Genomic DNA, 14,428 nt, shown 5'->3' with positions numbered 1-14,428 from the left:
CGACGACCCATGCGGCGAGCACCCCGACGGCCACGCACAGCGGAACCCCCACCACGACCAGGCCGATCGTGTTCAGCAGCAGCTCGCCGACCCGCGGCCGGAAGATGAGCGGCGCCAGCTGCGCCCAGCCCTCATCGATCGCGACCCAGGCGACGAAGCCGACGGGCACGAGCATGAGCGCGGCGACCACGAGCGTGAGCACGACCAGCGGCGCCGGGGCTCGACGAGCCCGGCGCCGGAGGGTCGCGCCGCCGATCGGGGCGCTCGCAGCGAGAGCGGTCAGATCAGATCAGCCCCGCCGCGGTCATGAGGTCGGAGACCTGCGAGCTGTTGAGGGTTGAGGGGTCGATCGCCGGCGGCTGCAGCGTGTCGAGCGCCGGCAGCGCCGGGTTGGAGGCGACGCCGCTGCCGATCGCGTACTCGAAGCTGGTGCCGTCGCGCAGCACCTGCTGGCCCGCGGCGGAGGTGATGAACGCGATGAACGCCTGTGCTGCCTGCTGGTGGGTGCTGGACTTCAGCACGCCACCGCCCGAGATGCTGACGAAGGCGCCCGGGTCCTGGTTCGTGAAGTAGGCCAGCTTCGTGTTGTTGCTGTTCTCCTTCGTCTTCGACTGATCGATGAACCAGTAGTAGTGGTAGATGATGCCGAGCGGCACCTGGCCGGAGTTGACGGCCTTCATGACGGTCGAGTTGCCCTTGTAGGCGACGGAGTTCTGCTTCATCGCGTCGAGCCAGGCGGTCGTCGCATCGACGCCCTTCTGCTGCAGGATCGCGGACACGATCGCCTGGAAGTCGGCCCCGGTGGGGGATGCCGCCCACTTGCCCTTCCACTCCGGCTTCTCGAGGTCCATGATCGACGTCGGCAGCTGGTCGGCGGAGATGAGCGACGGATTGTAGACCATCACCGTCGAGCGGGCGGCGATGCCGGTCCAGTCGCCGCTGGCGGGGCGGTAGGCGGCCGGAACGTTGTCGAGGGTCGAGGCATCGATCGGGGCGAAGAGCCCGGCCTTCTCGACGAGCGACATCGCCGGCGAGTTCTCCGTGAGGAAGACGTCGGCGGGCGATGCGGCGCCCTCTTGCACGATCTGGTTGCCGAGCTCGGAGTCGTCCCCGTTGCGAAGGACGACCTTCACACCGGTCTGCTTCGTGAACGCGTCGGCCCATGCCTGGGTGAGTTCTTCGTGTTGTGCGTTGTAGACCGTGATGGTCTGGCCGGAGATGTCGCCGGATGCGCTCGCGCTGGGCGACGACGAGGACGAGCACGCGGCGAGGCTGACGGCGACGGCGAGAACGGCGGATGCCGCGGCGAGACGGCGTGCGGTACGGCGGGGCATGACGGGAACCTTCGGTCGATGGGAGGTAAGGCTTACCTGACTTGGGCCTCGTGAATAGTACGTCCCCGGCGCGCCCAGCGCCATTCGGACGGCCGTGAGAATCGGGATGGGGCGGTCACGGGTTGCGCGCTCCCGGGTGGGTCGGGGTAGGGTGGCCGCGTGCTGACCTGTCTGTGTTGTCGCTGATCGACGCCTTCGCGTCGTCTTCATCGACCCCCGTCAGCCGTCACGCCCCCGCGTGACACCACCCCCAGGAATCTCTCGTGCGCTACGCCTCGAGCGTGACCGACCTCGTCGGCAACACGCCTCTCGTCCGTCTGAACGCCGTCACCGCCGGCATCCGTGCCACCGTGCTCGCCAAGGTCGAGTACTTCAACCCGGGCGGCTCGAGCAAGGACCGCATCGCGGCATCCATCATCGACGCCGCCGAGCGGGGCGGACTGCTCCGCCCGGGCGGCACGATCGTCGAGCCGACCTCGGGCAACACCGGCGTCGGACTCGCGCTCGTCGCCCAGCAGCGTGGCTATCGGTGCGTGTTCGTCGTGCCCGACAAGGTCGCCGAGGACAAGCGGGCGGTGCTGCGGGCGTACGGCGCCGACGTCGTCGTCACGCCGACGAACGTCGAACCCGATGACCCCACCTCCTACTACTCCGTGTCCGACCGCCTCGCTCGTGAGATCCCGGGTGCCTTCAAGCCGAATCAGTACGCGAACCCGAACGGTCCGGCGAGCCACTACCGCTCGACCGGTCCCGAGATCTGGCGTGACACCGACGGACGCCTGACCCACTTCGTGGCGGGCGTCGGCACCGGGGGCACCATCACGGGGACGGGCCGTTTCCTTCGGGATGCCGCGGGCTCCGCAGTGCGCATCATCGGCGTCGACCCGGTCGGCTCGATCTACTCCGGCGGCCCCGTGCACGGCTACGACGTCGAGGGCGTCGGCGAGGACATGTGGCCGGAGGCCTTCGACCCGACCGTCGTCGACGCCTACGAACGCGTGTCCGACGCGGAGTCGTTCGCGATGGCGCGGCGCCTCGCCCGCGAGGAGGGTCTGCTCGTCGGCGGCTCCAGCGGCATGGCGGTGGTCGGTGCGCTGCGCGTCGCGCGCGACCTCGACGAGCATGCCGTGGTCGTCGTGCTCCTGCCCGACCACGGCCGCGGCTACCTCTCGAAGCTGTACGACGACGACTGGATGCGCGCCCACGGCTACGACGTCCCGACCCCGACCCCGATCACTGGAGTGAACGCATGACCGACCACGCCTCGTCCGCCCGCGGCTTCGACAGCCTGGCGGTGCACGCCGGGCAGGAGTTCGACCCGACCACGGGCGCGGTCATCCCGCCCGTGCATTTCTCGTCGACTTACGCGCAGGACGGCATCGGCGGGCTGCGCGGCGGCTATGAGTACGGCCGCAGCGGCAATCCCACCCGCACCGCCCTCGAGCGTCAGATCGCGGCGATCGAAGGCGGCGTGCACGGTCTCTCGTTCGCGTCGGGCCTCGCCGCCGAGGACGCCCTGCTGCGCGCGGCACTGCAGCCCGGCGACGAGGTGCTTCTCGGCAACGACGTCTACGGCGGCACCTACCGGCTGATCGCCCGCATCCTCGGGCCCTGGGGGGTGGGCCTGCGGGTCGTCGACATGAGCGACCTCGCCCAGGTCGAGGCGGCACTCGCCGAGCGTCCGGCGAAGATCGTCTGGGTCGAGACCCCATCGAACCCGCTGCTGCGCGTCACCGACATCGCCGGGCTCGCGCGCCTCGGCCACGCGGCCGGCGCGGTCGTCGTCGTCGACAACACCTTCGCCTCGCCCGCCTTGCAGCAGCCGCTCGCGCTCGGCGCCGATGTCGTCGTGCACTCGACGACCAAGTACCTCGGCGGGCACTCTGACGTGATCGGCGGTGCACTCGTCATCGCCGACGACGCGCTCGCCGAGAAGGCGCGCTTCCTGCAGTTCGCCACCGGTGCCGTGTCGGGGCCGCTCGACGCGTGGCTCACGACCCGCGGCATCAAGACGCTCGCGGTGCGCATGCAGCGGCACAGCGAGAACGCGCAGCAGATCGCCGAGGTGCTCGATGGGCACGACAGGGTCGCCCGGGTCTACTACCCCGGCCTTCCCTCGCACCCGGGACACGAGCTCGCCGCGCGACAGATGTCGGCGTTCGGCGGCATCGTCACGCTCGACCTCGGCGACGGGGCATCCGCCCGCCGTTTCGCCGAGTCGACGCGCCTCTTCACACTCGCCGAGTCGCTCGGCGGCGTCGAGTCGCTGGTCAACTACCCCGACGAGATGACCCACGCCTCGGTGCGCGGCACCGAGCTCGCCGTGCCGGAGTCCGTCGTGCGGCTGTCGGTGGGCATCGAGTCGGTCGACGACCTCGTGGCCGACCTCGAGCAGGCGCTCGCCGCCCTCTGAGCCCCACGCATCGAGGCCCCCGGGAGATCATCCCGGGGGCCTCGACACATTCCTGCCGCGCGACGCTGAGCGACGGGCTCAGCGGAGCGGTCACTCGCCGCGCAACTGCTCCTTGAGCTCGTTGCGCTTCTCGACCCGCTCCTTCTCGGCTTCGGCCTTCTTGACGTTCGCGTCGGCCTTGACCTCGTCGACCTTGTCGCCGATGCGGTCCTTGGCGTCCTCGAAGCCCTCCTTGACCTTGCGGCCGGCGGTCTCCGCGACGTCCTTGGCGTCATCGATGAGTCCCATGTCGATACCCCTTTCGTGAAGTGTGTACGGACACCGGTGACGGTACGCGGCCGGCGTCGACGGATGCCGGGGGTTGCGCTGCTGCAGCGAGGTCGCTACTCCCTTACCCGACGTCGCCGGGCGGGCCTACGCTGTGCGCATGATGACGCAGCGGTTCGAGACGACCATGTCGCAGTTCGGCAACAACACCGGCATCGAGGTGCCGCCCGCGGTGCTCGAGGCGCTCGGAGGTGGCAAGCGTCCCGCCGTCGTGGTGAGCGTCAACGGCTACGAGTACCGCTCGACGGTCGGGGTGATGCAGGGGCTGTTCCTCGTGCCGTTCAGCTCCGACAAGCGAGCGGCGACCGGCATCGGTGGGGGCGACGCGGTCACCGTCGAGCCCGCCCTCGATACCGCGCCTCGCGACGTCGAGGTTCCGGCCGACCTCGCCGCCGCGCTCGCATCCGCCGGGCTCGCCGCCGCGTTCGCCGCGCTCGCTCCCAGCCACCGCAAGGCGCACGTCGTGAGCGTCGAGTCCGCGAAGGCCGCCGACACCCGCTCACGACGTGTCGAGGCGGTGATCACCAAGCTCGCGGGGTGAGGGGCGGCATCCGTCATCGACCTCACAGGCCTGCGGGCGATACCCTCGACACAGGAGTGGTTGTGGCGCGGATCTGGAAGAGCCGGGAGGGCGAGAGCCCGAACGATGCCGCACGCGTCGCCAAGACGAAGGATGTCGTCGCCGAAGGTCTCTACATCGCGGCGGCCGCCACGCGACTGACGTTGAAGAACCGCATGCTGGTCGCGCTCATCTCGTCGGACGCCGACTTCGATGTCGAGCTGTTCCTTCCCGACGCGCAGGAGGCGCTGCTGGCGCTGGCGCGGGAGGCGGAGGCCGACGGCAAGCGGGCGGAGCGGGAGCGCAAGCGCGCCAGCCGCCGGTTCAGCCTCTCGGACGGCACCCACGACTACCGCAGCCGCGACGTCAAGAATCTTCGGCGTCGACGTAAGCAGTCGCTGCGCATCGCCGAGGAGCTGCAGCAGCGTGCCGCCGACGAGGCGACGCTGCGCGAGCTCGTCGAGGCGGCGCGCGAGGCGGCATGGAGCGAGGTCTCGCGCAACATCGACCGGCGGCTGCGCATCGAGGCGGCGCGCCCCGACCTCGAGCCCGACTACGAGAAGATGCGCAAGGCGCGCATGATGAGCCTCAAGCTCGTCGACCTGCCGAAGCTCGCCGCTCACCGCAAGCGGCTCGTCGACGGGGAGCCTGAGGCGCTTCCCGGCGGTGAGATCGTCTCGGGTGCCGCGCCGAAGGCATCGGGCATCGACCTGAGCGAACTCGACGAGTGAGGGGATGCCGCGGGCCGCGGCATCCACGATTCGTTCCGGGAGCACGTCCTGGGGTATGCTCTCCTGGTGCCCGCGCGCCGAAATGGCCGCGAGAACATGCGCCCGTAGCTCAATGGATAGAGCATCTGACTACGGATCAGAAGGTTAGGGGTTCGAGTCCCTTCGGGCGCACACTGTGTTGAGACAGTAAGTGAAACGGCCCGCTTCGGCGGGCCGTTTCGCGTCTGCGGGGTCTCAGACCGGCTCGGTCGTGCGGATCAGTCCGCAGTTCACGCACGACCATGCGACGAGGAAGCGTTCGTCGTCGAGGATCTCGAACCGCAGGGGATCGCCGCACGTCGGGCACGCGCGCGGATCCGGAGCATCCGAAGTCATGAGCCCAGCCTAGGGAGGGTGGAGCGGGCGGGCGCGAGTGGGGGCAGGATGGTGCCGAGACATCCGATCCGGAGGCCACCATGAAGCACACCGTGTTCGTCGTCATTTACCTGCTCGTGATGGGTGGGCTCATCGTCGGGCTCGACGTGGCGTTCTTGCGTGACCACCTCTGGTGGCGCCTCGCCGTCAACGTCGGCATCGTCGCGGTGTTCGCGATCGTCTACCTGACCCTGCTGCGCAACCTCTTCACGCAGTGACGCGGTTGCGGGGTGTATGACGGCCGTCATAGTATGACGAGCATCATACTTCGCGACCTCGGAGGCTCCCCATGCCCATGATCGACATCTACGCTCCGGCCGGACTCATCGCCGACGTGCATTCCCTCGCCCAGCGTGCCGCCGCCGCCGTGAAGGACGTCGAGCAGGTGCCCGACATCCCGATGTTCCGGGCGAACACCGCCGCGTTCGTTCATGAGCTTCCCGCCGCGGCACTGTCCGATGTCGACGGATCGAGCGATCACGTGCGCGTGCAGGTGCTGACCAACGCCGGTGCACTCGACCGCGACAAGCAGCTCGTCGTCGTGAGCGCGCTCACCGATCTCGTGGCAGACGCCGCGGGCGACCCGAGCTGGCGCGAGCGCACCTGGGTGCTGCTCACCGAGGCCCCCGAGGGCGGCTGGGGCCTGTGGGGTCACGCGCACACGAACGCCGAAATCGTCGGCGCCGCGCGCGCCGAGATCGCGTCGCTGCGGGGCGAGTCCTGAGCGGCGCGCGGGAGCAGATGGCCGACACCGCGGCGCGGCTGCTGGCTGAGCGCGGCTATCAGGCCACCTCGTTCAGCGACGTCATCGCCGCCTCGGGCGCACCCCGCGGGTCGATCTATCACCACTTCCCGGGCGGCAAGGACGAGCTGGTCGAGCTGGCGGTGCGCCGGCAGGCCGACCGGGTCATCGGGTTGGTCGACGGGTTCGCCGGGGAGACGCCCGCCGAGGTCGCGGCATCCTTCATCGCCGTCTGGCGGCGCACGCTCGTCGCGACAGACTTCGCCGTCGGATGCTCCCTGCTCGCCGTGACTGCGTCAACCGACGGGCCGCTGCGCGACACGGCCGGCACCCTCTTCGGCGGATGGATCGACGCCCTCGCCGCCCGGCTCGCCGCAACAGGGGTGGATGCCGCAGCCGCCGCCTCGTTCGCGACGACACTGCTCGCTGCGATCGAGGGCGCCGTGGCGATCGCTCGGGCTCAGCGCTCGCTCGCGCCCTTCGATGCGGTCGCCGCCCGCCTGACCTCCGACGCCGCAACCCTCGTGCGCGATTGAGGGGTCACCCGGTGGCGAGCGCCCGGTCGAGCTCCCCGAGGATCTCCGCGCATCGAGTCACGTCTTCGGGGGTACCCGAGAGCTCGAACTCGAACAGGATGGGGCGCCCGGACAGCTCCGCGAGTTCACGCGCAGCCGCCTGGTAGTACCGACCGAAGTTGCGATTGCCCGAGCCGATGATGCCGACGAGATTCCGCCGGGTGACGGCGGACCGAAGGAACGCCCGCACCGCCGCGGGCAGCGTCACCTGATCGTCGTTGCCGGCCTTGTATGAGGGCGTGAGCAGCACCCACGGGGCATCCGCTTCGCTCTGTCGCACCTCGGCGTCGGCGAGGTCGCGCACGGGCCTGCCGTCGTTCGCGGTCAGGTGCTCGGCGAACCGGCGGGTGAGGTTCGAGGTGGACGAGTAGTAGTACACCGGCGTCTGGTGCATGCCGTCAGTGTGCTCCGGATGCCGCGGCTCCGCGCCCACGCGCACCGTGAGAATGTTCGTCTCGATCGGGCATCGGTTCAGCCCCGGGTCACTCGGCCCCGCTAGCCTCGGCGGCATGAGAGGCAGGTGGGCGGGTGCGGGTGCTGTGGCGCTCGCTGTCGCCGTGCTCACCCCGGGGTGTGCCGTCGGCCCGACTGCCTGCCCCGCGATCGGCTACGTCTACAGCGGTCCGGGGGTGCTCGAGTTCACCCCCGCGCTGCCGGCGTCGGCGAGCCTGGCGGCCTGCTTCGGCGCCGGATGCGCGCCTTCGGCCCTCACGATCGTCGAACGCACGCGGGTCGAGGTGCCCCAGCAGGCGCCGTACGCCACCCCTCCCGCGGGCGACACGTCGCTCATCACGGTGCGCGTCACCGACGCCGGCTCGGTGCTCATCGATCAGACATTCACGATCGGCCACAAGGCCGAGGCGCCCGTGTTCGGGTCGTGCCCCGGCCCGTTCAGCTTCGAGCCGGTCGCCGTGACGCTCCCGGGCTGATCGTCAGCGCGCGAGCTCGGGGTACAGCACCGGAAGCGGCTGAGAGACGGCCGCCTTCACGGTGACGCTCACCGCGTCGGCCAGCACCTCGTGCTCACCCGACTCGAGGGCGTCGTAGATCGCCGCCACTATGTCGGCCGGGTCGGCCTTCGCGACATCGAGGCCCTCGGTCATCGGGGTGTCGGCGTAACCGAGGTGGGCGCCGAGCACCTGCGTGCCCTGCGCCTGCAGCTCGAGGCGCAGCGAGTTGGTGATCGACCAGAGCGCGGCCTTGCTCGCCGAGTAGGCGCCGGCGCGGGCCAACCAGCTCAGCGCCGAGTGCACGTCGATGAGCGCGCCACCACCGTTGCGGGCGAGCACGGGGGCGAAGGCCTGTGCCACGCTCAGCGCGCCGAACACGTTCGTGTCGAAGACCCGCCGCACCTCGTCGAGGTCGGTCGACAGCAGCGAGTTCCCGCCCGCGATGCCGGCGTTTTTCACGACGATGGTGGTGTCGGCCGCGGCCTGTGCGGCGGCGCGGACCGACGCCGAGGAGGTCACGTCGAGGGCGAGCGGAACGATCCGGGAGTCGGTCGCCTCGCGCGGCGATCGTGCGGTCGCGTAGACACGGCGCGCGCCGCGTTCGAGGGCGATGCGGGCGAAGTGCGAGCCGAGCCCGCCGTTCGCGCCGGTGATGAGCAGGGTGGCATCCACGAGTGAGGTCATGTCGAGAGCGTACCACCTAGATTGGAAATACCAACTCAGATAGGATGGACGCGTGAAGCCGCCCTCTCCCGTCAACGAACGCTGCTCGATCGCCCGCACCCTCGTCGTGCTCGGCGAGAAGTGGGCGCTGCTCGTCGTGCGCGACATCGCCCTCGGTGTGACCCGGTTCGCCGACATCCGTTCGCGGCTCGAGGTGGCACCCGATGTGCTCTCCGATCGGCTGTCGAAGCTCGTCGATCTCGGAGTGATCGAGCGCCGCGCGTACCGCGACGAGGGCGCGCGGCAGCGCGACGAGTACACACTCACCGCCGCCGGCGCCGCCCTGCTGCCGGTGCTCGGCGCGCTCAGCCAGTGGGGAGACGTCCATGTCGCGTCGCCGTGGGGACCCGCCACGCGCTACGTCGACGCCCGCGATGGAGGTGACGTCCGCATCGCCTTCGTCGATGCACACGGGCGTGCGGTCGATCGCGAGCAGGTCGCGGTCGTCCCGGGGCCGGGGGCGCTCGTCACCTGATCCCGCGGCAGCGCAGCGGGTCCCGGTTCGCGTCAGACCGTCGCCGATCCGCCCCGCCCGAGGAGGCCCACCGCCAGACGGAACCACCAGCGCGTCGCATACGCGGAGAGCGGCGTCTCACCCGCGCAGAACTCGACGAATGCGCGCCGGGCTCGCCGCGACCGGCCGAGGGCGGCGTGCACGAGACGCGGATGCCGCTCGAAGACCGCGAGCAACTGCGCGCCGGTGCGGATCTCGGGCTGCAGCTCCTGTTCGACCCGCGCGACGTACCCGTCCAATGCGGCCGGGTCGCCCGCCGCCGCTCGCGCCGCCGCCTCGCCCGCCCAGGTACCCGACCGCAGCGCGAAGGAGATGCCCTCCCGCGTCCACGGTTCGAGCAGGCCCGCCGCATCACCGGCGACGAGCACGCCCCCGCGGCGCAACGGCGAGGACGCCGTGCGCCACTGCGTGAGATGCCCGCTCGAGTGGCGGGGCGCGGCATCCGTCGTCTCGGTCTCGCGCAGCCACGCGGCCAGGTAGGCGCGTGTCTGATCGGGTCGCCCGCGCGCCTCGATCACACCCACCTCATCGACCTCGCCCTTCGGGAAGAGCCAGCCGTAGCTGCCCGCGCCCGGACCCCAATCGATGCGCACCGCGTCGCGCGGCGCCCGGCCGCGCTCCCGCTCGTCCTCGAGTCCGAGGTCGACGCGCGCGGGGGTCACTCCGACGTGGCGGGCGATCCGTCCGCCGACGCCGTCCGCGCCGATCACGACCCGCGCCCGCAACACGCCCGCGCTCGTCTCGACCGCCACGAGATCATCGGATGCCGCCCCCACCCGCTGCACGGCGACGCCCTCGCGGAACACGGCCCCCGCGCGCTGCGCGGCGGTGACGAGCGCCGCGTCGAGACGCTCGCGCCGCGCCATCGTGAGGAACGGCTCGTCGCGGCGGATCTCGACCGGGCGCGCGCCGTCGTGCGTGAAGACGACTCGGCCCACCTCGGCCTCGATCGCGGCCACTCCCTCGGGCGGCAGGAAACGCCGACTCACCCCGAGCAGACCGCCGCCGCAGGTCTTGTAGCGCGGGAACGTCGCCCGATCGACGAGCAGGGTGCTCGCGCCGCCGGCCGCCGCGCATCGGGCAGCCGACGAGCCTGCGGGGCCGGCACCGACGACGATGACGTCCCAGACGATGTCATCGGATGCCGCGGTCACTCCGGCATTCTCGCGCACCCGATTCGGTGCGCGATGCGGATCAGACCTGCCGTCGGATGAAGCGGATGAGTGCGGCGATGATCGCGATGACGATCAGCACCACGCCGAGCCACAGCAGGAAGCCGACCGCCTTCACGAACACACCGAGGAGCAGCAGCACGAGGCCGATGAGGAGAATGAGAACGGCGATACCAACTATGCCGACAGTCTGCGTCGCAGCCGTGAGCTCGTGCCAGGGCCCTCGCCGGAGGCGGGTCGAGGAGTAGAATCCGCACCCCCGGCGTAGGGTCGAACGCATGGGTGCCTATGTCTCGGCGTTCGAGCTGTTCTCGATCGGGATCGGTCCCTCGAGCTCCCACACCGTCGGTCCGATGCGGGCCGCCCGCGACTTCGTGCTGCGGCTGGATGCCACGGGCCGGCTCGCCGCGGTGCGCCGGGTGACGGTGACGCTCTACGGGTCGCTCGGCGCGACGGGCATCGGTCACGGCACGCCCGACGCTGTCATCGCGGGGCTGCGCGGGTTCGCCCCCGAGACGGTCGATCCCGCCGATGTGCGCGACGCGTGGAGCCGGTACCCCGAGGGTGAGCCGCTGCGGCTCGCCGGGCACCACCCCGTGCCGTTCGCGGCATCCGACATCGCCTTCGCGCCGCGCACACGGCTCCCCGGGCACCCGAACGCGATGACGCTCGTCGCCTCCGGCGATGCCGGTGTCACGATCGCCGCAGACACGTATTACTCGGTGGGAGGCGGTTTCATCCGACGCGAGGGCGAGGATGCCGCGGTCTCCCCGGCGGCGCTCCCGTTCTCCTACGGCGACGCGGCGACCCTGCTCGCGCTCTGCGACGAGCACGGCCTCACGATCGCCGAACTCGCCCGCCGCAACGAGGAGGCGCTGCGCGGCGAGGCCGAGGTGGCGGCGGGGCTCGACCGCATCTGGGACGCCATGTCGGCGTGCGTCGACGCGGGTCTCCACGCGACCGGCACGCTGCCCGGGATGCTGCGGGTCGCCCGGCGCGCCGACGCGATCAGATCGCAACTCGAGGCCGCCGAGGCCGACGGCCACCGGGAGCTGCCGGGGGAGTGGCTGGGCGCCTTCGCGCTCGCCGTCAACGAGGAGAACGCCGCCGGCGGGCGCGTCGTCACGGCACCGACCAACGGCGCCGCGGGCATCGTCCCCGCCGTCGCGATGTACTGGTGGCGCTTCCTCGCCGATTCCGGGCTCGGGCAGGGGAACGCCGTCACGCCGTACGGCGAGCTGGTCGGCAGTGCGCTGCTCGGCTTCACCGGCGAGGCCGCGCACGCTCTTCCCGAGGCGGCTGACGACGCGGTGGTCGCCGAGGCGAACCGTCGCCGCGGCATCCGTCGTTTTCTGCTCACCGCCACAGCACTCGGGTCGCTCTTCAAGGCCAACGCCTCGATCTCGGGAGCCGAGGGTGGCTGCCAGGCCGAGGTCGGCTCGGCGTGCGCCATGGCAGCGGGCGGGCTCACCGCCGTGATGGGCGGCACCAACCGGCAGATCGAGAACGCCGCCGAGATCGCCATGGAGCACCATCTGGGCCTCACGTGCGACCCGGTCGGGGGTCTCGTGCAGATCCCGTGCATCGAACGCAATGCGATCGCGGCATCCACCGCCGTCACCGCCGCCCGCCTCGCTTTGCGCGGCGACGGCTCGCATTTCGTGTCCCTCGACCAGGTGGTCGAGACGATGCGGCAGACCGGCATCGACATGTCGACGAAGTACAAGGAGACGAGCGAGGGCGGACTCGCCGTCAACGTCATCGAGTGCTGACGCAGGCTCGGGTCGGGCGGGTGCGGCTCCGGTCGGACGGACGCGCGTCGTGCAGACGGAGGCGGCCGCCGGTCAGGCGGTCTCGCCGAGCTCGGTCGGGCAGGCCGGCTCGCGCAGTTTCGTCGTGAGGGCGAGCAGCGCCTGCAGCTCGGCGTCGTCGAGGGTCGACATGCGGTCGACGATGGTGCGCGCGTGCTGCGCACCGAGGCTGCGGAACGCCCGCGCCCCCTGCGCCGTCGCGCGCACGAGCGAGCCGCGGCCGTCCTCGGGGTCCGGGCACTTGGTGACGAGCCCGCGGGTGACCATGCGATCGACCAGGCGCGACACGCTCGGCTGGCTGATGAGCAGGTTGCGGGTGACGTCGCGCAGCCGGGCGGTCATCTCGGGGGCCCGCACGACCGTCAGCAGGACGTCGTATTCGTCCTGCTCGAGCGGGGCGTCGACGAAGTCGCCGGAGATCTCGCCGAAGATCTCGTGCTGCGCGCGGAAGAGGCTCTCCCAGGCGTCGATGGCGAGACGGCGATCGGTCATGGGCATAGCGTACGGTCCCCAGGTGGTCGGTGGCGCACCGGGAGGCGATCTAGGCTTGATCGAGTGGGTCGGATGCCGCAGCCGCCGCTCCGCCCCCATGCCGTGGACGCCCGCAACCCACCCGGCAGGAGGTCACGTCGGTGAGTGATTCGCCGCTGTTCCAAGCTCTCATCTCCGGCTCGCTCCCCGCGCGTCCCGGCGCCCCGGCGCAGCCGTCCGCCCGTCGGTCTGGTGGGCCGCGCCCGAGGTCCGGGCGCATCCCGCTCGTCGTCGACACCGACACGGCGGCCGATGACTGCTTCGCGCTGCTGGCCGCGGCGCTGCATGAGCGTGCCGACCTGAAGGCGGTCACGATCGTGGCAGGCAACGTCGGGTTCGCGCAGCAGACCGAGAACGCACTGCTCACGCTCGAGCTCGCCGGGCGCGACGGCGACGTGCCGGTACACGTCGGCGCCGCCCGCCCACTCGTGGCCGACTGGGTGAGCGCAACCGACGTGCACGGCGAAGACGGCGTCGGAGGTCAGCGGCGCACCGGCACGACCGAGGTCGATTCGGAGCACGCCGTCGACGCGCTGCTACGACTCTCCCGGGCGTACGCGGGCGAGCTCGTCATCGTCGCGATCGGACCGCTCACCAACATCGCGCTCGCTGTGCGTCGCGACGAGGAGTTCGCCTCCCGCGTGCGCGAGATCGTCGTCATGGGCGGCTCGATCAACGGCCGTGGCAACATCACGCCGGCCGCCGAGTACAACATCTACGTCGATCCGGAGGCGGCGGCGATCGTCGTCGGAGCCGGATTCCCGAGCCTGCGGTTCGTGCCGTGGGACCCGACGACCATCCGCGACACGGTGTTCGACGCCGGCCGAATCGCAGAGATCGAGGCCCTCGGCACCCGCCTGTCGGCGTTCTTCGTGCAGGCCAACAAGGCGACGTTCGCCTTCGATTCGGCGGCGGGCATCGGCGGGTCGACGCATCCGGACTCACTCTCGGTGCTCGTCGCGCTCGACCCCTCGCTCGTCGAGGTCGAGCGCCCCTACCGCGTGGGCGTCGAGCTGCGTGGCGAGCTCACCCGCGGGGCGACCGTCTTCGACTGGCGATCGGATGCCCCGAATGCCACGGCGATCGAGCGGGTGCATGGAAAGGCGTTCTTCCGCGCACTGACGGCGATCCTCACGTCGCGCTGAGCGGTCAGCTGGCCGGCGCGAGACGCGCGGCCCCGGCCCTTTCCGGGCAAAAGGAAAGGGCCGGTCGATGGGGGTTCGACCGGCCCAGTGTCCCTTGCACCAGGAGTGTTGCAATCACATGTGGCCGCCGCCACAGCACAACGGCGACCTGTCCTCACGGTATAACGACGCGGTAACGGAGTGCACCCGAATCCGGCTGTTCTGTGGAAAGACATAGCGGCGTCGGATGCCGCGATCAGCAACCCCTGGCGGGCGCGACGGGTGGGGGCATCCGGGCGAAAAAGTAGGGCCGGTCGGGGATCCCGACCGGCCCTTGTCCCTTTTGCACCAAGAGTGTCCTGCAATCACATGCCGGTAGCTGCCACAGCAAAACAACTACCGTGCGAGCACTCTATAACGGCGAGGTAACGGAAGGGAAGCCCTTCTCGTTACCTTTCTGTGATTCATAGGTTTCTGTCGGTTCTCACTCCAGTTGTAGAAATCTCAC

18 protein-coding genes, 1 tRNA gene and 1 pseudogene are annotated in these 14,428 nt (G+C 70.6%); 12 read left to right on the top strand and 8 right to left on the bottom strand.

Going from position 1 to position 14,428, the window contains the following annotated elements; translation table 11 throughout:
• Both ABT08_RS05160 and ABT08_RS05155 read right to left on the bottom strand, forming a co-directional pair.
• Positions 1–202: pseudogene (locus tag ABT08_RS05160) on the bottom strand (iron ABC transporter permease); the annotation flags it as partial.
• Positions 203–284: 82 nt separating this feature from the next.
• Positions 285–1,334 (bottom strand): iron ABC transporter substrate-binding protein, encoded by a 1,050-nt coding sequence (locus tag ABT08_RS05155; protein WP_056208044.1) that lies wholly within the window; start codon positions 1,332–1,334, stop codon positions 285–287.
• A gap of 281 nt (positions 1,335–1,615) precedes the next feature.
• Between ABT08_RS05155 and ABT08_RS05150 the strand changes: the two genes are divergently transcribed.
• Both ABT08_RS05150 and ABT08_RS05145 read left to right on the top strand, forming a co-directional pair.
• The gene (locus ABT08_RS05150; protein ID WP_235557399.1) at positions 1,616–2,587 is read left to right on the top strand and encodes a pyridoxal-phosphate dependent enzyme; all 972 of its coding nucleotides are present in this window, start codon (positions 1,616–1,618) and stop codon (positions 2,585–2,587) included.
• Positions 2,584–3,747: a cystathionine gamma-synthase gene (locus ABT08_RS05145; RefSeq protein WP_288114152.1), complete on the top strand. Its 1,164-nt coding sequence runs from the start codon at positions 2,584–2,586 to the stop codon at positions 3,745–3,747. The genes ABT08_RS05150 and ABT08_RS05145 overlap by 4 nt, the downstream gene beginning before the upstream one ends.
• A gap of 90 nt (positions 3,748–3,837) precedes the next feature.
• Here ABT08_RS05145 and ABT08_RS05140 read toward each other — a convergent pair whose 3' ends face one another.
• Complete coding sequence (locus ABT08_RS05140) at positions 3,838–4,035, bottom strand: hypothetical protein (protein ID WP_045247156.1); 198 nt, start codon at positions 4,033–4,035, stop codon at positions 3,838–3,840.
• Between the two features lie 139 nt (positions 4,036–4,174).
• Here ABT08_RS05140 and ABT08_RS05135 point away from each other — a divergent pair, with 139 nt between their 5' ends.
• From ABT08_RS05135 to ABT08_RS05125, 3 genes are all read left to right on the top strand, one after another.
• The gene (locus tag ABT08_RS05135; protein ID WP_353743277.1) at positions 4,175–4,615 is read left to right on the top strand and encodes a YdeI/OmpD-associated family protein; all 441 of its coding nucleotides are present in this window, start codon (positions 4,175–4,177) and stop codon (positions 4,613–4,615) included.
• 62 nt (positions 4,616–4,677) lie between these two features.
• Positions 4,678–5,364 carry a hypothetical protein gene (locus ABT08_RS05130; protein ID WP_048809181.1) on the top strand — a complete coding sequence of 229 codons (687 nt, stop codon included), beginning with the start codon at positions 4,678–4,680 and terminating at the stop codon, positions 5,362–5,364.
• Positions 5,365–5,462: 98 nt separating this feature from the next.
• Positions 5,463–5,535: transfer RNA gene (locus ABT08_RS05125), tRNA-Arg, on the top strand.
• A 63-nt stretch (positions 5,536–5,598) separates the two neighbouring features.
• Here the strand turns inward: ABT08_RS05125 and ABT08_RS05120 are convergent.
• Positions 5,599–5,739 (bottom strand): hypothetical protein, encoded by a 141-nt coding sequence (locus tag ABT08_RS05120; RefSeq protein WP_200930884.1) that lies wholly within the window; start codon positions 5,737–5,739, stop codon positions 5,599–5,601.
• Between the two features lie 80 nt (positions 5,740–5,819).
• Here ABT08_RS05120 and ABT08_RS05115 point away from each other — a divergent pair, with 80 nt between their 5' ends.
• From ABT08_RS05115 to ABT08_RS05105, 3 genes are all read left to right on the top strand, one after another.
• Positions 5,820–5,996 carry a hypothetical protein gene (locus ABT08_RS05115; protein WP_048809182.1) on the top strand — a complete coding sequence of 59 codons (177 nt, stop codon included), beginning with the start codon at positions 5,820–5,822 and terminating at the stop codon, positions 5,994–5,996.
• 71 nt (positions 5,997–6,067) lie between these two features.
• On the top strand, positions 6,068–6,502 hold the full coding sequence (locus tag ABT08_RS05110) for a tautomerase family protein (protein WP_273204468.1): 435 nt from the start codon (positions 6,068–6,070) through the stop codon (positions 6,500–6,502).
• A 17-nt stretch (positions 6,503–6,519) separates the two neighbouring features.
• Complete coding sequence (locus ABT08_RS05105) at positions 6,520–7,056, top strand: TetR/AcrR family transcriptional regulator (RefSeq protein ID WP_288114150.1); 537 nt, start codon at positions 6,520–6,522, stop codon at positions 7,054–7,056.
• Positions 7,057–7,060: 4 nt separating this feature from the next.
• Here ABT08_RS05105 and nrdI read toward each other — a convergent pair whose 3' ends face one another.
• The gene (gene nrdI / locus ABT08_RS05100; RefSeq protein ID WP_273204472.1) at positions 7,061–7,489 is read right to left on the bottom strand and encodes a class Ib ribonucleoside-diphosphate reductase assembly flavoprotein NrdI; all 429 of its coding nucleotides are present in this window, start codon (positions 7,487–7,489) and stop codon (positions 7,061–7,063) included.
• A gap of 115 nt (positions 7,490–7,604) precedes the next feature.
• On the opposite strand from nrdI, the gene ABT08_RS05095 reads away from it, so the two are divergent.
• Positions 7,605–8,024 (top strand): hypothetical protein, encoded by a 420-nt coding sequence (locus tag ABT08_RS05095; RefSeq protein ID WP_288114148.1) that lies wholly within the window; start codon positions 7,605–7,607, stop codon positions 8,022–8,024.
• 3 nt (positions 8,025–8,027) lie between these two features.
• Here ABT08_RS05095 and ABT08_RS05090 read toward each other — a convergent pair whose 3' ends face one another.
• Positions 8,028–8,729, bottom strand: coding sequence for an SDR family oxidoreductase (locus tag ABT08_RS05090; RefSeq protein ID WP_056519027.1), 702 nt, complete (start codon positions 8,727–8,729; stop codon positions 8,028–8,030).
• 52 nt (positions 8,730–8,781) lie between these two features.
• Between ABT08_RS05090 and ABT08_RS05085 the strand changes: the two genes are divergently transcribed.
• Positions 8,782–9,243 carry a winged helix-turn-helix transcriptional regulator gene (locus tag ABT08_RS05085; RefSeq protein ID WP_235557398.1) on the top strand — a complete coding sequence of 154 codons (462 nt, stop codon included), beginning with the start codon at positions 8,782–8,784 and terminating at the stop codon, positions 9,241–9,243.
• A 32-nt stretch (positions 9,244–9,275) separates the two neighbouring features.
• Here the strand turns inward: ABT08_RS05085 and ABT08_RS05080 are convergent, their stop codons facing one another.
• Entirely contained in the window at positions 9,276–10,436 is a 1,161-nt protein-coding gene (locus tag ABT08_RS05080; protein ID WP_288114147.1) for a geranylgeranyl reductase family protein, read from the bottom strand.
• A 296-nt stretch (positions 10,437–10,732) separates the two neighbouring features.
• Between ABT08_RS05080 and ABT08_RS05075 the strand changes: the two genes are divergently transcribed.
• On the top strand, positions 10,733–12,226 hold the full coding sequence (locus ABT08_RS05075; protein ID WP_288114146.1) for an L-serine ammonia-lyase, iron-sulfur-dependent, subunit alpha: 1,494 nt from the start codon (positions 10,733–10,735) through the stop codon (positions 12,224–12,226).
• Positions 12,227–12,298: 72 nt separating this feature from the next.
• Here ABT08_RS05075 and ABT08_RS05070 read toward each other — a convergent pair whose 3' ends face one another.
• Positions 12,299–12,757: a MarR family winged helix-turn-helix transcriptional regulator gene (locus tag ABT08_RS05070; RefSeq protein WP_045247167.1), complete on the bottom strand. Its 459-nt coding sequence runs from the start codon at positions 12,755–12,757 to the stop codon at positions 12,299–12,301.
• Between the two features lie 140 nt (positions 12,758–12,897).
• On the opposite strand from ABT08_RS05070, the gene ABT08_RS05065 reads away from it, so the two are divergent.
• On the top strand, positions 12,898–13,941 hold the full coding sequence (locus ABT08_RS05065; RefSeq protein ID WP_048809187.1) for a nucleoside hydrolase: 1,044 nt from the start codon (positions 12,898–12,900) through the stop codon (positions 13,939–13,941).
• Positions 13,942–14,428: the final 487 nt, after the last annotated feature.

Origin of the sequence: Microbacterium sp. SCN 71-21, from assembly GCF_001725695.1 — a bacterium.
Classification (GTDB): Bacteria; Actinomycetota; Actinomycetes; order Actinomycetales; family Microbacteriaceae; genus Microbacterium; species Microbacterium ginsengisoli.
Note: the sequence above shows the minus strand (reverse complement) of the source record. Positions and strands in the feature narration are given on the sequence as shown.